General features: G+C 43.5%; 20 protein-coding genes and 1 riboswitch. Of the genes, 9 read left to right on the forward strand and 11 right to left on the reverse strand.

The features are described 5' to 3' along the window. Window positions 1–10: 10 nt before the first annotated feature. On the reverse strand, window positions 11–1,831 hold the full coding sequence (locus tag D3H55_RS13460) for a solute:sodium symporter family transporter (RefSeq protein ID WP_119547466.1): 1,821 nt from the start codon (window positions 1,829–1,831) through the stop codon (window positions 11–13). Window positions 1,832–2,025: 194 nt separating this feature from the next. Then, window positions 2,026–2,072: riboswitch (PreQ1 riboswitch) on the forward strand. Between the two features lie 110 nt (window positions 2,073–2,182). Between D3H55_RS13460 and queF the strand changes: the two genes are divergently transcribed. The 7 genes from queF (at window position 2,183) to D3H55_RS13490 (ending at window position 8,413) form a co-directional block, all read left to right on the forward strand. Next, window positions 2,183–2,680, forward strand: a complete 498-nt coding sequence (gene queF, locus D3H55_RS13465) for a preQ(1) synthase (protein ID WP_119547468.1) — start codon at window positions 2,183–2,185, stop codon at window positions 2,678–2,680. Window positions 2,681–2,692: 12 nt separating this feature from the next. After that, window positions 2,693–3,325 carry a queuosine precursor transporter gene (locus tag D3H55_RS13470; protein WP_119547470.1) on the forward strand — a complete coding sequence of 211 codons (633 nt, stop codon included), beginning with the start codon at window positions 2,693–2,695 and terminating at the stop codon, window positions 3,323–3,325. Window positions 3,326–3,658: 333 nt separating this feature from the next. Beyond that, window positions 3,659–4,507, forward strand: a complete 849-nt coding sequence (locus tag D3H55_RS13475) for a YitT family protein (RefSeq protein WP_119547472.1) — start codon at window positions 3,659–3,661, stop codon at window positions 4,505–4,507. Window positions 4,508–4,696: 189 nt separating this feature from the next. Next, window positions 4,697–4,816 (forward strand): RAxF-45 family protein, encoded by a 120-nt coding sequence (locus D3H55_RS25380; RefSeq protein ID WP_338067944.1) that lies wholly within the window; start codon window positions 4,697–4,699, stop codon window positions 4,814–4,816. A 190-nt stretch (window positions 4,817–5,006) separates the two neighbouring features. Further along, entirely contained in the window at window positions 5,007–6,893 is a 1,887-nt protein-coding gene (abc-f, locus tag D3H55_RS13480) for a ribosomal protection-like ABC-F family protein (protein WP_119547474.1), read from the forward strand. Window positions 6,894–6,970: 77 nt separating this feature from the next. Next, entirely contained in the window at window positions 6,971–7,171 is a 201-nt protein-coding gene (locus tag D3H55_RS13485; RefSeq protein WP_119547476.1) for a hypothetical protein, read from the forward strand. A 159-nt stretch (window positions 7,172–7,330) separates the two neighbouring features. Then, the gene (locus D3H55_RS13490) at window positions 7,331–8,413 is read left to right on the forward strand and encodes a nitric oxide synthase oxygenase (RefSeq protein ID WP_119547478.1); all 1,083 of its coding nucleotides are present in this window, start codon (window positions 7,331–7,333) and stop codon (window positions 8,411–8,413) included. Window positions 8,414–8,778: 365 nt separating this feature from the next. On the opposite strand, the gene D3H55_RS13495 is transcribed toward D3H55_RS13490, so the two are convergent. The 4 genes from D3H55_RS13495 to D3H55_RS13510 form a co-directional block, all read right to left on the reverse strand. After that, window positions 8,779–9,003, reverse strand: coding sequence for a hypothetical protein (locus tag D3H55_RS13495; RefSeq protein WP_119547480.1), 225 nt, complete (start codon window positions 9,001–9,003; stop codon window positions 8,779–8,781). A gap of 452 nt (window positions 9,004–9,455) precedes the next feature. Next, window positions 9,456–10,463 (reverse strand): rod-share determining protein MreBH, encoded by a 1,008-nt coding sequence (gene mreBH / locus D3H55_RS13500; RefSeq protein ID WP_119547482.1) that lies wholly within the window; start codon window positions 10,461–10,463, stop codon window positions 9,456–9,458. Between the two features lie 550 nt (window positions 10,464–11,013). After that, window positions 11,014–12,669, reverse strand: coding sequence for a methyl-accepting chemotaxis protein (locus tag D3H55_RS13505; RefSeq protein WP_119547484.1), 1,656 nt, complete (start codon window positions 12,667–12,669; stop codon window positions 11,014–11,016). A 15-nt stretch (window positions 12,670–12,684) separates the two neighbouring features. Beyond that, the gene (locus tag D3H55_RS13510) at window positions 12,685–13,662 is read right to left on the reverse strand and encodes a BMP family ABC transporter substrate-binding protein (protein ID WP_240628578.1); all 978 of its coding nucleotides are present in this window, start codon (window positions 13,660–13,662) and stop codon (window positions 12,685–12,687) included. 13 nt (window positions 13,663–13,675) lie between these two features. Between D3H55_RS13510 and D3H55_RS13515 the strand changes: the two genes are divergently transcribed. Continuing rightward, window positions 13,676–13,855: a hypothetical protein gene (locus tag D3H55_RS13515; RefSeq protein ID WP_119547488.1), complete on the forward strand. Its 180-nt coding sequence runs from the start codon at window positions 13,676–13,678 to the stop codon at window positions 13,853–13,855. Between the two features lie 640 nt (window positions 13,856–14,495). Here D3H55_RS13515 and D3H55_RS25260 read toward each other — a convergent pair. Together D3H55_RS25260 and D3H55_RS13530 are read right to left on the reverse strand one after the other, a co-directional pair. Further along, window positions 14,496–14,621 (reverse strand): hypothetical protein, encoded by a 126-nt coding sequence (locus tag D3H55_RS25260; protein ID WP_276310241.1) that lies wholly within the window; start codon window positions 14,619–14,621, stop codon window positions 14,496–14,498. Next, window positions 14,615–14,947: a hypothetical protein gene (locus D3H55_RS13530; protein WP_119547494.1), complete on the reverse strand. Its 333-nt coding sequence runs from the start codon at window positions 14,945–14,947 to the stop codon at window positions 14,615–14,617. Before D3H55_RS13530 ends, D3H55_RS25260 begins: the two co-directional genes overlap by 7 nt. A gap of 79 nt (window positions 14,948–15,026) precedes the next feature. Here D3H55_RS13530 and D3H55_RS13535 point away from each other — a divergent pair, with 79 nt between their 5' ends. After that, window positions 15,027–15,857 (forward strand): DODA-type extradiol aromatic ring-opening family dioxygenase, encoded by an 831-nt coding sequence (locus D3H55_RS13535; RefSeq protein ID WP_240628579.1) that lies wholly within the window; start codon window positions 15,027–15,029, stop codon window positions 15,855–15,857. A 70-nt stretch (window positions 15,858–15,927) separates the two neighbouring features. Here D3H55_RS13535 and D3H55_RS13540 read toward each other — a convergent pair whose 3' ends face one another. The 4 genes from D3H55_RS13540 to D3H55_RS13555 all read right to left on the reverse strand — a co-directional run bounded on the left by D3H55_RS13540 (window position 15,928) and on the right by D3H55_RS13555 (window position 19,821). Beyond that, complete coding sequence (locus D3H55_RS13540) at window positions 15,928–16,431, reverse strand: acyl-CoA thioesterase (RefSeq protein WP_119547612.1); 504 nt, start codon at window positions 16,429–16,431, stop codon at window positions 15,928–15,930. A 212-nt stretch (window positions 16,432–16,643) separates the two neighbouring features. Further along, complete coding sequence (locus D3H55_RS13545; RefSeq protein ID WP_119547496.1) at window positions 16,644–16,772, reverse strand: DUF2639 domain-containing protein; 129 nt, start codon at window positions 16,770–16,772, stop codon at window positions 16,644–16,646. Window positions 16,773–16,922: 150 nt separating this feature from the next. Then, window positions 16,923–18,209: an MDR family MFS transporter gene (locus tag D3H55_RS13550; RefSeq protein ID WP_119547614.1), complete on the reverse strand. Its 1,287-nt coding sequence runs from the start codon at window positions 18,207–18,209 to the stop codon at window positions 16,923–16,925. Window positions 18,210–18,588: 379 nt separating this feature from the next. Further along, a complete protein-coding gene (locus D3H55_RS13555; RefSeq protein WP_119547498.1) occupies window positions 18,589–19,821 on the reverse strand; it encodes an aminopeptidase in 1,233 nt (410 codons plus the stop codon). Window positions 19,822–20,063: the final 242 nt, after the last annotated feature.

Below are 20,063 nucleotides of genomic sequence, written 5' to 3' on the forward strand. Positions count from 1 at the left end.
ACCCTATATGTCAGTTTTCGTTTTTGGCAGAGAAAGCAGGGGTCAATTTATTAATCGCCTTTTTGACTGTTGATGCTGATTTCTTTGTATAACCTCTTTCAAGATACCCGGAATATTTTTTGTTCCAATTCTTCAGGGCAGCCTTGATAAGAAGGACCGCTGCTACAACGATTCCAGCTATGACCGGCCAGAATGACGATGAAACAACACCCTCGCTGTAGGCCAGGCCGATCGGAGAGAAGATGACATAAACAACCGCTACGCTGGAAAGCAGGATGATGGACATCGGCAGCGCATATTTCCAAGGAGTCATGGCGACCTTGGAATCTGCCTGGTAGTGATAAGCCTTTTCAAGTGGTTTCCATTTTCCGATGACAATCATCATCAATACTTCTATGGTAAAGAGGATTCCATAAATATGGATGAAGTTGATGCCAAGTTCAACGCCAAATAATTGATTGGTTCCCCAGACAAGCATGTAATACGTAATCACATGGAAAAAGATTACGGTTTTAGCTGCAAGTGAAGGGATCCGCTTAGACAGCACGCCTACAAGCAGGATTACGACAATCGGGATATTGAAGAATCCAGTGAATCGACGGATCAGGTCCCAGAGTCCTTCTGTAGCATTCATGAGCATTGGTGAAATGCTCATTGAAATGACTGCCAATAGGATACCAAATTTTTTGCTGACCGAAATCAACTGTTGGTCGTTCGCGTTTTTATTGAAATGAGGCTTATAGATATCAAGTGCAAATAATGTAGCCGCACTATTCAAAAGCGAATTGAAAGAACTTAAAACAGCCCCGAGAAGCACTGCCAGGAAGAACCCGGTCAAGTAAGTGGGCAGGATATTTGCAATCAACGTCGGATAGGCCATATCAACTGTCCTTAAAGAATCCCCGTATAAATGAAAAGCGATTACACCGGGAATCATCATCATGAATGGAACCAGTAGTTTATAAAAACCTGAGAAGATGACCCCTTTCTGTCCCTCAGCCAAGTTCTTGGCTCCAAGCGTACGCTGGATGACATATTGATTTGTCGCCCAATAGAAAAGGTTGGCAAAAATCATGCCGGTAAAGATGGTCGAGAATGGCACAGAATCTTCACTCGACCCGATGGAATTCAGTTTTTCAGGGTTGGTGGTGGCAATTTCCTTCATGCCTCCGACCAAGTTGCCGTCCCCTAAAGCAAAGAATCCGAGAATCGGCACAAGGATTCCAATGATGAGCAGTCCGATTCCATTCAAGGTATCTGAGACAGCCACAGCCTTTAATCCGCCAAATATGGCATAAATTGCACCAATGATCCCAATGACCCAAATGACGACCCATACCGATTGAGTATAGCTGATGCCAAGGAGGGCAGGTACATCGAATAACTTTAAGACAGCCAGTGCCCCCGAGTAGAGCATTGAAGGAATGGTCACGAATACATAACCGAGCATGAAAAGGACAACGGTATACTTACGGACGCCCTCATCGTATCGCTGGCTCAAAAATTCAGGCAGGGTGGTAAAACTTCTTCCAAGATATTTAGGCAAGAGGTAGAGTGCCATAATAATGATTGCAAAAGCAGCCGTTACTTCCCAGGCCATATTAGATAAGTTGGCACGGAATGCCTGTCCATTCAATCCGACCAGCTGTTCAGCTGACAAGTTTGTGAGCAAGAGGGAACCTGCGATGAAAGTACCTGTCAACCCCCTTCCCGCAAGGAAATATCCATCGGAATCATTGACTGATCCTTTCGTTTTTATGTATGAAATCCAAGCTACCAGTCCCATGAAAAATAGACAAGAGATAATGGTAAAAGTTAACCCGTTGAACATGAGAATTTTCCTCCACATCAGTTAATATCGTAGAATAATATATATCCGCTTCTGTAGAAGTTGAAACCTAAATGAAGTGGGATTATTAGGAAAAAATTATTATATTATCATTGTAAACGGTTTCTTATTTAGATATTGACAATTTAATGCGGCTCCACTACTATAGTAGATATTGAATTAAATAGTTTCCTATCGCAGGAGAGGTTCATAGCCCAAACCCTCTATAAAAAACTATGGATGAGACTTACAATTGTAGCCATATCCATGAAGGATATGGTTTTTTGTTTGTCTCATCATATACGTTGGCTGTGGATTCTCCTTATAGGTTGTATAAAAGGGAGGATTTTTTTTATGTCTGGAAGAAAAGATGAAGAACTTCAAGATGTTACACTATTAGGAAACCAAGGAACTGACTACTTATTTGAGTATGCTCCTCAAGTGCTGGAGACATTTGAAAACCAGCACCCAAACCGGGATTACTTCGTAAAGTTCAATTGCCCGGAATTCACGAGCCTATGTCCAAAAACTAGGCAGCCTGACTTTGCCACGATTTATATCAGCTATGTACCGGATATTAAAATGGTTGAAAGTAAGTCGCTGAAGTTGTATTTATTCAGTTTCAGAAATCACGGTGACTTTCATGAAGACTGCATGAATATTATCATGAATGACCTGATTGAATTGATGGACCCCCGTTATATCGAAGTATGGGGAAAATTCACCCCAAGAGGCGGAATTTCCATCGACCCTTATTGCAATTATGGCAAGCCGGGTACGAAGTTTGAGAAGATGGCGGAGTATCGCATGATGAATCATGACCTTTACCCGGAAACCATCGATAATCGTTAAGGAGGCCGGCGAATGCTTATCTATTTAAATTCTCTTTTCGTTGGTTTGCTTATCCTTTCGAATATCCTGGCCGTGAAGCTTTTCAGCCTTGGTGAATGGGCGGTTCTTCCGGCAGCTGTCATTGTTTATGTATTTACGTATCCGATCACTGATGTCATTGGTGAAGTATACGGAAAAGATGCTGCACGGTCTACGGTGCGCGCAGGCCTGCTGACACAGGTCTTTGCTCTTGTATTCATCGCGGCAGCCATCAATTTGCCCGCGGCCCCCTTCTTTGGGATGCAGGCGGAATTCGAATCAATCTTGAGCGGCAGCTTCCGCATCACGCTGGCAAGCCTGATTTCATACTTTGTCAGCCAGAATTTGGACGTTTCTGTATTCCATAAATTAAAAGCCAAGCATGGGACTGATAAGCTATGGATCCGCAACAACTCCTCTACTTTGTTAAGCCAGCTTGCCGACACAGTGATTTTCATCACTATTGCATTCTTTGGTACGATGCCTCTCGGGGCTTTGTTTGTACTGATAGGGACACAGTATCTGTTTAAGCTTGTCGTTGCTGTGGTCGATACACCGCTTGTTTATCTCCTTGTCCGGATTGCCCGTAAAGAAAAGGGCGGCAGCGGTGTGGAGGCAGCAGGATAAATTTGATTGAACCATCCTATTTTGGATGGTTTTTTTAATTGTACCGGAAATTATTAAAGGCTTGCAGTATGGACGTCCAGGATGGCTTGGGCAGCCGGCAGGTCTGGGCAGCATCTTGAATCACTAAATCCAAAGATGAGGAAGAAATACTGTAACGAATAGTGAAAATCCTTAAGGGAAATAGAGCGGATTACCAATGTAAACCTTTGCAATTTTTTCAATAGTTAAACCTTGATGATACCCCTTTACAAAGGTGTTTGTGACCTATATAATCCCGTTGTCTAAGAAAAAATCAATCGATTCATCATCATATATATAAAGGAGGTTGCAGTGATGCAAAAAAAGCTGATGTCATTTCTACTAATGAATCTCGGGGCATTTTTTGTTGCGGTGAATGTTCATTTCTTTCTATCGCCTAATAACTTGGCAACAGGGGGAGTCAGCGGGTTATCTATCCTGCTGAATTCTGTCATGCCTGGCGTGTCGATCGGTATGTTCATGATTATGGTCAATATTGTACTATTTATTGTTGGTATCATATTCCTGGGCTTCAGCTTTGGGGCAAAGACGGTCTATGCCAGCTTTGCTCTCTCAGGATATGTATGGCTGCTTGAGACAGCTGCACCATTGAAAGCCCCGCTGAGCGAGGACATCCTTATTCAGTTGATCATCGGGCAGTGCATCGCTGCAACAGGTATGGCATTGGTGTTCAATCAAAAGGCTTCAACCGGCGGAACGGATATCATTGCCATGATCCTGAATAAATACTTTAATATTGAAATCGGCCGTGCAGTGCTTTTTTCCGATTTGGCGATTGCTCTTTCTTCCACTTTCCTCTTTGGGACACAGGTCGGAATGTATGCTTTCTTCGGAGTTATCCTGAATGGACTTGTCATTGATTACACGCTTCAGCAATTCAATACAAACAAAGAAGTGGTGATCATCAGCAATCAAAGCGATGAAATTCGCACGTACATTGTTAAAGAACTTGGAAAAGGAGCTACAATCCATACTGCCAAAGGGGCATTCACTTCCGATAGTAAAGAAGTCATTACAACGATTCTCGGCAGGAAGGACTTTTCCAGACTTAAGGGATTCATCACGGAAGTGGACACAACTGCTTTCATTACAGTCCACAATATGAATGAAATACTGGGCCAGAATTTCAAGCGCCTGGTTTGAATGGAAAGGACTTGCTCATGAGGAGCAAGTCCTTTTTAGTGCTTTAAAGCGATGGGGGACTGTCCCCCATCGCTTTAAAGGGGTAAAGGATTTGGGCAGACTGCTTATTTTACAGAAACCCCTTGATTATAGTTTTCGAAAAATTTATACTATGGATATACTAAAGATTTTAAGGAGGTGTGTATTGAGATGAAAAGTTCTGTCGGGTTGCACGGTCAATTTTTAGAATACATCTACATTTGTCGTGCAATTTTTCATGGTTTTGCTTTCAACGGGATACGTATGCCCTTTTTTAGCAATTCCATATAGAACAGAACGGTAAGAGGTCTCAATACCCACACTTTTTATAGAAACGGGGGGAGAGCGCGTCACGCTTTCCTTTTTTTATGCCCGGATTCAAAAAGCCATGGTATAGGTCTTACTTATACATGGCTTTTTTATATACTTCTGAGATCCTCTTGCTCATTAAATTAATGAGAGAAGAAAGGATAGAAAAATTATGATAATATGCAGCGTACAGCAGATCAGCAAAATGTTCGGAGGAAACTCTGTTTTTGAGAATTTATCATTTGAGGTCCATGAAGGAGACAGGATCGGATGTGTCGGCCGGAACGGAACCGGAAAAACGACTGTTTTCAAATTGATAGCCGGTGTCGAACAGCCGGACACAGGTGAAATCCATACCAAAAAGGGAGCAAGGATCGGGTACCTGTCGCAGATTCCGAAGTATGAAGCAGGCACTTCAGCCAAAGATGTACTGAAATCTGCTTTTCAGGACCTTATCGGGATAGAAGCCAGATTAAAGGAATTGGAAACCAGAATGGGTACCGAAAGTAACCCGGAAGTACTTCAAAGGCTTTTGGAAGAGTATGGACAGATACAGGATAAATTCACGCTCGGCGGAGGATATGAAATAGAGTCTGAAATAGCCAAGGTGGCGAATGGCCTTGAAATCACCGGCCTGATGGACCAGCAGTTTACTGCTCTCAGCGGAGGGGAACAAACCAAGGTTTGTCTCGGCTTGATCCTTTTGAAAAAGCCTGACCTGCTGCTTTTGGATGAACCGACAAATCATCTGGATATCGGAGCAGTGGAATGGCTTGAAGGCTTCCTGAAAGAGTACAGCGGTTCGGTGATGATCGTCTCGCACGACCGCTACTTCCTCGATGAAACGATAAATAAAGTCATTGACTTGGAGGATGGGGAGGTTTGCCTTTATCATGCCAACTATTCTCAATTTGTGAGGGAGAAAGAAGAGAAGCTTCTCCTTGAATTCCAACAGTACCAGGAGCAGCAAAAAAAGATCAAAAAGATGAGGGAAGCGATCAAAAGGCTGAAAGAATGGGCAAACCAGGCAAATCCGCCGAACGCTGCCCTTCATAAAAGGGCAAGAAATATGGAACGCGCCCTCGAAAGAATGGAAAAACTGAAACGGCCTGTCCTGGAGCGGAAGAAGATGGGGCTGGAGTTTGAAAATGGAGACCGCAGCGGTAAAGTGGTTTTCAGCATGAAAGATGCCAAAAAATCATTCGGCGAAAAAATCCTTTTTAAAGAGGCATCCCTCGATGTCCATTTTAAGGACCGTACAGCTATTGTCGGTAAAAATGGAACTGGGAAATCTACAATCATCAAAATGCTGTTAGGGGAAATGCAGCATGATGAAGGAGAAGTCAAACTGGGCAGCAATGTCAGGATCGGCTATTTGTCACAGCATTTCACTACCGCAGATCCCGACAGGAGGTTGATTGATGCTTTCAGGGATGAAGTATCAGTGACCGAGGGAGAAGCAAGGCATATTCTTGCAGGATTCCTGTTTTACGGAGGAGCAGTGTTCCGTAAAGTCGGCCAGCTCAGCGGAGGGGAAAAGATGCGTCTGCGGCTGGCCCAGCTGATGCATAAGGATATCAATTTTCTTGTTCTCGATGAACCGACAAACCATCTCGACATCGATTCCCGAGAGGTCCTGGAAGACGCCCTTGAAGGCTTTCACGGCACGATATTAGCTGTTTCACATGATAGATATTTCTTAAATAAACTGTTTGAAAAGACTTATTGGATTCACAACGGAAAACTGTATTGCTTTCCTGGGAGCTACTCCTGGGCAAAAGAAAAGCTGGCAGAATTCCAGTTGAAGGAGGAGCCGGCCGGCAAGCCTGATGTGCCAATCAGCAGGGAAATCCGGGTCAAGGAGCATCACGGAAAGAACCAGGTTTCCATCGACTCAATTGAAGAGGAACTTCTTGAGATTGAAACGGAAATTTCTGCAATAGACCAGCAGCTTGCTAAGGAGACAGATCTCGAAGCACTTCAAAAGCTTTTTGCTGAAAAAGAGGAGAAAGAAAAGGAAAGGGAAGAAAAGTATACTTCCCTGGAGCTTCTTCTATGAAGGTCAGTGTGCTTCGAAAGTTTCGGGCTTTCTTAATCAGGGAATAACCGGAATAAAAGGACTGGAGGTTTGACATCATGGAAGAAATTCGCGGAGGAAATAGAAGAGAGACACTTGATGAAATTCATGAAATACTAGTGGACGGACTTCAGAGAGAGCTTCATCCTGACGAGAACAAGCTGATCACAGAGTGGACTGCCACTTTCAATCACGAGGAACGCGCAACAATCATCAATATGCTGAAGGAATTGCTTAATAAGCATAAGAGGCATGACTAAGACAAAAGAACCGCAGTGAAAAACTGCGGTTCTTTTTTTATTTTCAGCTAATCCCATTATAGGCAAGGAGAATTGTTGATAAATGAACACAACACGAATCAATAAATGATAGAGGCAAATGATATAATTGTGGAAAGATTAAACTGAGAGGGAGTTTGGATGAAACAGCTACTTGAAGAAGCCTATTCATTTATCAATATATGTTATGAAGAACTTGGAAAAACCACGGGGCAATCCGAACTTAGAAAAAGAGAAATTGAAGAAGAAATCAATAAGAGCGGCACTTATACCCATACATATGAAGAATTGGAACATGGCGCGAAAATGGCTTGGAGGAACAGTAACCGCTGTATCGGAAGACTATTTTGGGACACCATGCATGTCAGGGATGCAAGGGAGGCTGCTACCGAAGAAGAGATCTTTACAGAGATGGATGCCCATCTGAAATATGCCTCAAATAAAGGGAAAATCCGTCCGACTATCACTATCTTCCGTCCTTCAATGCCGGGCAGACCCGACATACGGATTTGGAATCATCAATTAATAAGATATGCTGGATATAAAGATGTGCTTGGAGTAACAGGGGACCCTGCCTCAATCGATTTCACCGGAAAGTGCGAAGAGATGGGATGGGAAGGGAAAAGAACCCATTTCGATATATTGCCTTGGGTGGTTCAAATAGGAGAAAGGAAACCGCACTGGAAGGACCTCAATCATGAGGATGTACTGGAAGTTCCATTGAGGCATCCTGAATATAACTGGTTCCATGACCTTGGGCTGAAATGGTATGGTGTCCCGATCATATCCGACATGAGGCTGGAGATTGGCGGGATTTCTTATAAAGCGGCACCTTTTAACGGCTGGTATATGGAAACGGAAATAGGGGCGAGGAACCTTGCTGATGAATTCCGCTATGATATGCTGCCGAGAGTGGCCGGATGCATGGGGCTTGATACCTCCAGAACATCATCATTGTGGAAGGATAAAGCTTTAGTGGAATTGAATATAGCGGTGCTTCATTCTTTCAAAGAAGCGGGAATCAGTATTGTCGATCACCATACAGCCGCACAGCAATTCAAGGTTTTTGAAAACAAGGAAAAACAGTGCGGCAGAGAACTTACCGGAGATTGGTCATGGCTCATCCCCCCGGTCTCGCCGGCTGCCACACATGTTTTTCATCGAAGCTATGAAAATGAATGGAAGTCTCCAAATTACTTTTACCAGGAAAAAGCCTACAGCTAAGGCTTTTTCTTTTTTATTCAAGGCTCATTTCGTGAAATTTGCTGCTATAGCCTTACTGTTGGGAAGTGAAATATCAGGTATAGGGGAAAGATCCGGGCCATAAGGATTTTTCCAGAAGGAACAGTTTGCAAAATCCTTATTATCTGAGCCAAATTCATAAAAGACTATTGTGTCCAAAACCAGTGATGAACAAGAGGGGAAAGGCATATAGAAGGTCTGCAGTGTCCAAAACAAAAGATGGACAAAAGAGAAGAGGCGTGCAGAAGGCATGGAGCGTCCAAAATAAGAGATGAACAAGACATAGCCAGGGGTACAAATAGAACAGCTCGCATCAGCCAGGCAGGGATCGTGACTCCACCTAAACCTTAAGTAAAGCTCTTTCTTGTTACAAGAAAATATTGAAACCAGTAGCGGAACTCATCGAAAAGCGGCTGGCGGTCATGGAAGGAAAAGTTCTCAAAGAAATCTTCAAGTTCTTCTGTACTCGCCTTATCAAGCAGTCCGGAAACAAATAGTGGATACCGGAAGCGTCTGTAGAGATCACTGTATCCATAGAAATCAAATAAGTCTTCCACCTGGTGTTCGAGCATGGACCATCACCCTTTCCTGTTACTACTAGTAGTATGGTCGCTCAGGATATGCCCAATTCTCATTAATTCAAAAAAATAGTTAGACGTACAAGCACGTTTGCTTTCAATACATATTATGTATTGTGAAGAACCTCCTTTCATCTTCATGACCGGCTGCAGGACGCTGTGCAGCCGGTTCTTTTATTCAGCCGTTTATTTTGAAAAGGCTGTTTTCGCATATATTGTTGCTTTCGGAAAAATCCCGGGCGCCGGATTTTTCCCCTGAATTTAAAGGTTTTATTCTCGAAAAAGAACGAGCAGCTCTTTTCTTCCCTGCTCACCGTTGTTTATACGGCGATTTACCAGGAGGATATTAGTTGAAATTTATATTGAATAGCAACAAAGTTTACGAAAAGAGGCTTTGAAAAAGACCCTGAAAACCATTTCTGGTTTTCAGGGCCTTGATAAGGATTTTATTTTGCAACCTTCTGCAGTTTGTGAATGACAGAAAGTGAACGTCCTGTTCCTATGGCAACAGATTCTAATGGATTCGGAGCAAGATGGACAGGGACGACTATTTCTTCAGAAAGCCATTCCTGCATACCGCCAAGGAGGGCGCCACCTCCAGTAATGATGACTCCTCGGTCCACGATATCCCCGCTCAGCTCCGGAGGACAGTTTTCCAATGTAGCACGGATGGTTTCCAGGATGTGAAGAAGGGATTCCTTCAGTGCTTCCTGAATTTCGTTTGAATCCAGAGTTATTGTCTTTGGAAGGCCAGTCACAAGATCCCTTCCGCGGATATCCATTGTCAGGGTTTCATGAGGGATCAAGGCGTAGCCGATTTCCATTTTCACTGTTTCCGCAGTACGTTCACCTATTAACAGGTTATATTTTTTGCGTACGTGTTGAATGATATCATCATCCATCTGGTCACCGCCGATCCGGATTGTGTTGCAGGATACGACCCCTCCATATGAGATGATGCCAACTTCAGTTGTGCCGCCTCCGATATCAACGATTACATTGGCTACCGGCTCGTCCACTGGCAGATCCGCTCCGATTGCAGCTGCAACAGGTTCTTCAATCAGCGTGACAGATTTCGCGCCGCTTCCTTTGACTGCATCCTGTATGGCTCTTTTTTCTACAGAAGTCGCTCCTGAAGGCGTACAAACCACAACACTCGGCTTTCTGATGGATAAGCCGATCTGTTTGCTTGCTTTTTTCATGATTTGCTTCAACATTTCTGTTGTAACATCAAAGTCAGCGATAACCCCGTCTTTTAACGGTCTTACTGCTACGATCTTTCCTGGTGTTTTCCCGATCATGCTTTTTGCTTCAGTCCCTACAGCAAGGACGGTTTTTGTTTCCGTATCGATTGCCACAACGGACGGCTCGTTAAAAATGATTCCTTTATTCTTGCTGTATACCAGGATATTAGCAGTACCTAAATCAATACCTATTTCCGTATTTGAAAGCATATTTATTCCTCCAACTGTTAGTCGTCATCTTGATTTCATGTTTAATACATTTTGAGATTGAAAATCTATCTACATATACTTCATAAATTATAGGAGATTTTTGACGGTTATTGTCACGGATAAATTTACCAGAAATTAATTGTTACAATCTGTTACAAAATGGCGTGTACCATGTAGCAGGTATTTTTATTGTCTTATCAATATTTAACCGGCATGGAGAATGAAGAAATGGTGTATGTCGAAATTTGTGTGTCAATGAAACTTAAACTGGCTGTAAAGTTGTAATGGCAATAATTAGGGTTTTGAAGGGGCATCAGAGCATGGGAATGGGTTCTTATGTAAGCCTGAATTATTCCTAAATGACCATGATAGTCAAAAGTATATGAATTATTTTACTCAAGATACTTATAACCAAAAGGAGCTGCTCTTTTGCAGAGAGGAAGCATAGATAACCCGGGGGAATTATGGCATGGGAGTTATGCGGAAGCAGCACTCCAGCTGAAAAGCCAGAATAAAAGCCGTCCTATTAAAAAAGGGACGGCTCTCTAAATCATAATGTAAACTTGCTGAGTTCTTTGTTCATTTCTTCTGTCATCTGATGAAGCTGTCCAACCTTTTCATTCATTTGGGTAAAGAAGTTCAGCTGTTCTTCAGTCGATGCAGAAATTTCTTCCGTACCGGCGGCTGTTTCTTCGGTAACAGCGGAAATATTCTCAACTGCTGAAGTGACTCTCGCCGTCATTTCATTTGAATGTTCCATGCCTTTTACAAGAGTATTCAACTGCTGATACACAATACTGATTTTATCTGAAATATTCTCGAATGCATTCTCGGTTTCCGCCATGGAGGAAAGTTGATTCTGAGAGAGTCTGTTCCCATTGTTGGTAAGTTCAATGATGGAACCGATTCCTTCTTTGATATTCATGACCATTTTCCCGATCCGTTCGGTAGCTCGAGAAGAGTCTTCAGCAAGCTTTCTTACTTCTTCTGCAACTACAGCAAACCCTTTGCCTGCTTCACCTGCCCTTGCAGCTTCGATTGCTGCATTCAAAGCCAGGAGGTTGGTCTGGTCCGCAATGCTTTTGACCGAAACGGCTGCCTGATCGATTTCATCCGTGTATTGTGCGAACTGCTCCACTGATAGCATGATGTCTTGGGAAGATTGGGATTGCTGTTCTGAGAAAGCCTTCTGTTTATCAATAGTGGCCTTTCCTGTCTGAACCATTTCCAGCGCCTCTTTGCTGGATTGGACCGATAGATTGCTTTCTTCTACATTTTTGCTGAATTCCTCTCCCATCGCGTTCATCATTTCTGCGGCAGAGCTGATATCTTCAGAAATGGATTGACTACCCCGTGAAAGTTCTTCCGTGGATACGGCAACCTGATTGCTGCTTTCTGTAAGGCTTTGCATATGGACGCTTACTTCGTCAGTGAATGTTTCGACCCTGCCGCCGATTGAATCGACTGACAGGACTGTCTGCCTGAGGTTATGTACCATATCAGCGAATGATTGCTGCAAAAGATCGATTTCGAATTTACTGTTTTTTCCTGCAGTCCTTGGCTGTATGGTTAAGTTTCCAGCAGCCACCATCGCTGCATCTTTGACAACCATGTTGATCGGATTGATGATCCTGCTGGAAATGAACCAGGAAAGACCGATTGACAATACAATCAGAAGGGCAGAGGCAATTACGGATGACATAATAATAAAGGCAATCTTTTCTTCTGTTTGCTTTAGTATGCCATCGTACCATTCGTTGGTTTGCTTTTTCAATAGGTGCATATCATTCAGGACACCTGAAATCCTCATCGACTGTCTTTTTACTTCTGCTGTATTCTGGCTGTTCAGAGCCTGTTCGGCTGCCTGCTTCAGCTCTCCGAATTTGCCTGCAGCCTTGGAAAGTGTGTCCCTTTTCTTCCCATCTTTAATGAGCTGTCCAAGATTGTTCATTTCTTCTTCCGTGCCGGCCAGCAGAGAAAGGACTTCGGATTTATTGGCATCAGATGATGTGAAAGCATAGTTCGCCAGCGATTGCTTTGTGACGATCAAACTGCCATTCAAGGATTCAGTGGCGGTTAATACATTCACATCATCCTTTGCCGAGTTTTGGATATTTACAATTTGAAATATCATATATGCAATAATGCTGATTGAAAGTACCAGCGGGAGTACACCCAGGATGGTCAATCTGTTTCGTAATTTCATTTATCTGGCTCCTTGTTAGTTTAAATTGATCGTAATCTTGCCGGAAGTGAGTTTTTCCTTGGCTGATTCAATGGCGCTCTTTTGCTCGTTTGAAAGTGTAAAGTTCCTGATTGCTGCAAGGCCGACTCCATCTTCGGCAAGACCAAGCTCATATACCTCCGTACCGATAGATCCATCCTTCACAAGCTTCTCCGCCATATTGAAGACCGCTACATCGATGTTTTTCATCATGGATGTGACCACTGCTTTTTCCGCAACAAAATATTGGTCAGAATCGACTCCGGCTGTGAAAATATGTTTTTCTTGAGCTGCCTGTATGGCGCCGACTCCTGTAAAGCCGGCTGCAGGATAGATAAAATCCACTCCGTCCTTGATTTGATTTTCCGCGATCTTTTTCCCCAGGGCGGCATCTCCAAAATTGTTGGCATATTCCTTTGAGATGCTGATATCAGGGTTGATGTATTTTGCGCCTTGCTCGAATCCCTTTTCAAACCGGTGGATGACAGGTACATCTGCACCTCCGATAATCCCAAGCTTTTGATTTTTGCTTGTCATCGCGGCGACCATCCCTACAAGGAAGCTGCCTTCATGTTCCTTAAAGGTGATTGATGTCACATTCTCCAGCTCCGATACACCATCGATAAGGAGATATTGCTGTTCCGGATGGTTCTGAGCCGTTTTTTCAAGGGCTTCCTGTACTGAAAATCCCAGCCCGATGACCAGGTCGTTATCTTGCTTGGACAATTCTTCAAGCTGTGACTCGAAATCCCCATCAGGCGCTTCCCTGTAATCAAAAAGAATTCCAAGCTCGTCCCGAGCTTTTTCCAGTCCCCTGAAAGCCGAATCGTTGAAGGATTCATCCCCCAGGCCGGTGTCAGATAGCAGTACACCGATTTTATATTCTTTTTCGTTTGTTTCGGAAGTAGATGCTGATGAACATCCCGCTAAGAATAATGCAGAGATGAGCAAAGCTGTAAGTATGCGTTTTTTCAATGATGTTCCCCCCATGCGTTATTGGACAACCAAAGAAGGCTGTCCGTACCTTTCTTTTATCGTCAGCAGCCAAATGTATATTAAGGGGTTCAGTAAAATTTATCAGGAACTAAAAAATGGCAGCTTTGGCAGGCTGCCTGTTTATCTATTCACCTTGATTATTCCAAGTAAAATGATTGGAGGGGTCTTTTAATAAGGCTGTTTTCGCATTAATTGTTGCTTTCGGAAAAATCCCAAGAGCCGGATTTTTCCCCTGTATTCCAAAGTCTTTCTCACGAAAAAGGGAGAGTAGCTCTTTTCTTTCTTGCTTACCGAGGGTTTTTTGGTGAATTACCAGGATAGTATTTGAACTTATAATAAATAGCAACAAAGTTTACGAAAAGAGCCTTTAATAATAGCCGGTTGGTGAACAGATGCGGCTGGTACGTGAATAAACCGATATTATTATCGGTTTCAACTATCGATGAATCTTTGATTCTTATATATTCAATGTTCTCCTTCCGAATGTATTCTTTCGGAGAAAGCTCAATACCTTTGGAAGTATGCAGTTCATAGTTCCTGGAACAAAAACGGTGAATGTTGGAGTTTGTTCTAGACCGGGCAATTATCCGAATCAACAATTTCATAAGAGTACCGGTGATTGATGAATAACTCATATTTTTAATAGGGCTGCTTGTGAACTGATGTATAGTAAAGCTTTCATGGCCGGCGAGTTTAACAGAAGACTTGGCTGCTGAAGCAGAATGGACATCTCCTGATAGTATGAAGCATTCCTCAGGGTCCCAATCAGCAATCCGGGAGAGAAACTCTTAGAAACCCTTCTCATTATATTTTCAGGCTTCAAGGTCAAAGTCATGTGAGACGGGCATCCCCAGTGAACGAAGGGGCAGCGAAAGTTTTTGTGAAGAATTCTCGATCAATCCAATACCGTATAACAGGGCAGGGGAAACGATTAACAACGGATCCTTTTTATTCCACAGGTATTTCCGTCTGCAAAGGAGAGATTATATCCTATCAAAGTGCCTGCAGGAAAAGTACCTGTATGTGGAGAAATGGATAACAGATGAATAAAAAGCCTGCTGCCTGCCCTGATGGTATCAGTCTTTGTATAGCTGTCGAGCATTTCATACTCATTGGTTTCTGTTTCCCGGCCGTTCGTGACTTTAAATACCTTTCCTTTAATTTCAAGTGGTTGGCTCGTTGCAAGCCAAATAGTAACTTGATGGGTATCTGCCCTGCGGATAATCGGACCGCCTAAGAGAGTGGGAAGCTTAATGGATTTCATTGAGATCACCCCTTTTTCTTAGTTGCAAATATCTTATTCAGGAGGGGCTGGCGATGTATGAATGGGTGGAGACACTAAAATGATGGAAAGGAAGTGGAAAATGAATCCTTTTGTGTTTTCTTGTATAGCACCGCATGGTGGAGAAATTATCCCGGAATTAGCAGGAGAAAAACCGGAGCGGATGAACATCACGAGACAAAGCATGTTAAGACTGGGGAATTGGATGAAAGAAGCTGAGCCCGGCTGCTTGATTGTCTTGACTCCCCATGGAACCCGGATTGATGGCCAGTTTTCCATTACAGGCTCTGAAACGGTGGAGGGGATTGTCGAAGAGAATGGCGAAAAGTTCTCTATGAAAAGAAAGATACATAGGGAGATGGCGGATCTTCTGGCCAGGGGGGCAAAAGCCGAAGGGCTCCCTGCAGGTGTAATTGGTTTTGGTACAAGTGCCGGCCCATTATCGTGCCTGCAGTTGGACTGGGGCGCAGCTGTACCGCTCCGGTTCATGCCGGATATCCCTGTAGTCATCATTACCCCTTCAAGGTCCATTTCATATGAAATGCATATTGAATTTGGCCGGATGATGAGGAAAGTTGTTGCTGCGAGTGGTATCAGGACAGGATTGATTGCCAGCTGTGATTGGTCCCATACTCATAATCCAGCCGGTCCTTATGGTTACCATGAGGAGGCGCAAATACTCGACGAGAAGGTTACATTGCTCCTCCAACAGGATAACCTGGAGGAGATGGCAGAATTTCCTGAAGAGTCAATAGAGAATGCCAAACCGGATGGCATTTGGCAAACCATGATCCTGGCAGGGGCGATTCCATTCGATGAACGGAAAAGCAAGTTTTTATCATATGAAGCTCCAACCTATTTTGGGCTGTTATGTATGGCGTACCATCAATAAACCCTTTAACCGCTGATTGGAAACTCTACGAGAAACACCCGTTCTTCCTTAAGAACGGGTTCTGTTCATCTTATTGATTCGCAAAGAACTCAGCCAATTCCTGACTGTGTTTCCGTCTTGCCTTTCTATGGGATGCCCTGTTATCCGCCGTTTCATTCAGCCACTTTTCCTCTTCTGTTTCAGGAATCACTTTAGGAACGGGACAGGGCTTTCCGTTATTATCCAATGCAACAAACGTCAGAAATGAAATGGCAGCAACAGCCGTTTCTCCCGTAAGCAGGTTCTCAGATGTGACTTTTACACAAACCTCCATGGAGCTGCTCCCTGTGTAGGTAACCATCGCCTCCAGTGTAACTGCATCCCCGACCTTTATGGGCTTAAGGAAGTCGACTGAATCTGTCGAAGCAGTGACAACTGGATTCCTTGCCATTTTGTATGCGGAGATGGAGGCAACATCATCAATATAGGACATGAGCTTACCGCCGAACAAGGTGCCGTGATGATTTGTGTCGGGAGGAAGCACATGGCTCGTCTTGATTGTCCTCGTATCTTTCATTCTTTTTGTTTCGCTCATTTTCTTATCACCTTTCAAATGTGGCTTCTCTTATATAATCCACTAAATAATATAAAACAAACACCATTGATTATTCTTATGATGGAAATTCCGCTTTTGATGCGGGGAATCAGCCGGGCAGGACTAAAAAAGTGAACTCGGTCCGGCTCATTGAAATTCATCCTTATAAAACGAAAAAGCCGGGAAGAATCGATGCTCCCCGGCTGAAAACATTATTGGTATTTTTCAAGTAGATTAGCTAAAACGTGCTTTTTGTAGGATTCAACTTTCCGCTCTTCATAACGGCGGATGCCCTTCTCCTTAAGTTGTTCCACGTACCAGCCTTTGCTTCCGATATGCATTGAAATACACCCTTTCTTTGCGATTTATTGATTGGAGTCAATCGGCTATTTTTCATTGAAAAAAAGTTAATCTTTTTCAACCGGGTCCCATTGTAACATCTATAAATCCATGACGAAAGGGGTGTATTTTAATTTTCCGGAAAAGTTTTATCAAGCTTTCGTATTGACTGCAATTGGCTGGTTCATTGTGCTTTTTTTATCAATCTGCTGAAACATGGCGAAGTATAGAACAGCACTTAAACATGCAAGAAATGCAAGGCCCATGAAGGTCGCCTCATATCCGGCCCATAATGAAAAGGTGATGGACAGCGGAGCGACTGTTTTTGCCAGAGTGAACCGCAGACTGGCAGCAGCGAAGTATTGTCCTCGCATATGTTCTGGAGCAAGCTTCGAAATGAAGTTCTGCTGGATACCGACCGTCATCAGTTCAGCGAATGTAAACACCGCCATGGATATGATGAATACATAAACCGATGCGGTCTGCCCAAATAAGAAGATGGAAACCGCATAAATCAAAGACGAAAGAACAAATACATTTCTCTCTCTATACTTCGTCATCCATTTCGTAACAACGACAGTCAACAGTGCAACCAGTAATCCGTTTTCTGAAAGGATGACGCCGAATATCTGTTCACCGGTCAGAGTGAAGGACAGCAATGAAGCACTCTCCATTGAATCTTTTATATAAACAGGAATCAACAAATCGAGCTGCATGAATGTTTGTCCCACTAACACTCCTGCCAAAATGAATAACAGGAAGGTCCTGTCCCTGGCAATCACCCTGTAATCCCTGAACTGGTCAGTTATTGCATGGTACCACGCTTTCCGTTCCTCTTTGGCTGCCTGCTGTACATTAAGACTCCGGGGAGCGGTTTCCCTAGTCATCTTGGCCAGCATCAAACCAAGGATCATGCAGATGATGGCTGAAACTAGCAGAAGCTCGAATCGATAATGCACATAAAAAATGCTTCCTAAAATCGGTCCGACCACCACAGCGATATTGATGGATGTATAAAAAATAGCGAAAACATGGCTGCGTTCCTTTTCAGGGACAACATCCGCGACCATAGCCTGGCTTGCCGGCCAGTAAAAGGAACCGAAAACACTGGCAAGGGTGAAACAGACAAAGCCGAGCGCGGCTGATTCCAGCCATGGGGAACTGGCGAATGCGAAAATGAGGAAGGCAAATCCCTGTCCAAACGAAGACAGTACCATCATGGTCTTCCTGCCGAATTTATCTGCGCAGTAACCCCCCATTAAGTTTGCAAATACCGCAAAGAGCTGTGAAGCAATGAGCAGCAGCCCGGCCATCTGCTTCCCGAATGCTTCGGTAAAATAAATCGTGAGAAACGGGAAGAACATCCAGAATGTAATATTCATCATCGCTTCTCCGAAAAGCCTGACTTTCAAGTTTCGATCCCAATCCCTGATTCTCATAAAAAAATCTCTCCGTTCCCTGAATTTAACCTTTAATATCATATAGTCGGAACCCCAAAATTACAAGAAGATTTTTCTGTGATAAAAGCTTTATCGCGGGTAGAAAGGACACGGCCAATAGGGTGTGTTAAGAAGAATCCTATAAAATAATCTTGAGATACCATTTTGCGACAAATAGAGGGAAGGCGGACGCATGAAATGACTATGAAAGACCGTCATTCGTGTAAGAGAAGAAAAGAGATTGAATGAAGGATCCATGAAACACCCTAATCCAAGAAAAATGTCCGTATGATGCTTCCTGGCGATCCGTTATGACTAAAATCAAAACCAAAAAGACCAATCCGCACAGATGCGGATTGGTCTGAATACTTTACTTCAATTAAAATGCCCAGCCGCCATTGCGGAAGACAGGTTCAGCTGTGCCGTCTTCAGTGATCCCATCGATATCCATATCAGCGGATCCGATCATGAAGTCAACATGGGTGATGCTGTTGTTCAGGCCGGCTTTCTCAAGTTCATCCTTGGACATTGATTTACCGCCTTCCACGCAGAACGCATACGCGCTTCCGATGGCAAGGTGGTTGGATGCATTCTCATCAAACAGTGTGTTATAGAAAAGGACATTGGACTGCGAGATTGGTGATTGGTGAGGAACCAATGCCACCTCTCCAAGATAGTGTGAACCTTCATCAGTCTCTACCAGGCGTTTCAGGATGTCTTCGCCTTCCTCAGCCTGGACCTCGACGATGCGTCCGTCTTTGAATGTCACTTTGAAATTGTCGATGACGTTTCCTCCGTAGCTTAATGGCTTTGTACTTGAAACGGTACCATTAACGCCTGTTTTCAAAGGAACAGTAAATACTTCTTCTGTCGGCATGTTTGCCATGAAGTCTACACCTTTTTCGGATACACTTCCAGCTCCGACCCACATATACCCTTCAGGGAACTCGATAGTGAGGTCAGTACCCGGAGCAGTGTAATGAAGCTTTTTGTAGTTCTTGCTGTTCAGGTAGTCGACTTTTTCATGCAGGTTCTGGTCGTGGTCTTTCCATGCTTGAACAGGATCCTGCTGATCTGCACGGACTGCTTTGAAGATCGCATCCCATAGCTTGTCGACCTGCTCGTCGGCAGGAGCGTCAGGGAATACTTTTGCTGCCCATTTTTCAGATGGAGCCGCCAGGACAGTCCAGCTTACTTTATCAGATTGGATGTAAGAACGGTATTTATCCATTGCCTGGCCGGCTGCTTTCTGGAAGTTGGAGATGCGTTCCGGATCTACACCTTTTAAAAGGTCCGGAGTAGCAGAAACAACTGACATGAAGGCAGCCCCATTTTCAGCAAGGGTCTCCATTTCCCTTGCCTTCCACTCAGGGAACTCTGTAAAGGCATCATCAGGAGCAAGGTCGTACTTGTAACGATTTACTTCATCATCATTCCAGTTTACATAGACGTGCTTTGCACCTGTTTCATAGGCTTTTTTTACAACCAGTCTGATGAACTCAGCTGCATCCAGGGAAGCGTTGACAACCAATGTCTGTCCCTTTTGGACATTGACTCCGACTTTGACAGCCAGGTCTGCGTATTTCTCAAGGTTTTGCTTGAAATTTTCCATATGTATTCTCCTTTTGTTCAGAATCTTTCTACTTCATTTTATCAATCCAAGAAGCTTTTGCAAATTTTTAAATTCTGTCATTTGGTAATTATTGCTTTTAAGAGTGTACGTGATTCAATTATATGTCAAGCAAATTAAGTTATCATAAGACAGATATAACTTTTTCATTCTGCTTTCACTGGAAATTTGCTTAGTTGTTGAATTGTAATCGTAAGACAACGTATATCTATTTACAGAAGAAA

The sequence above is a fragment of the Bacillus salacetis genome (genome assembly GCF_003581585.1).
Lineage (GTDB): Bacteria > Bacillota > Bacilli > Bacillales > Bacillaceae_B > Rossellomorea > Rossellomorea salacetis.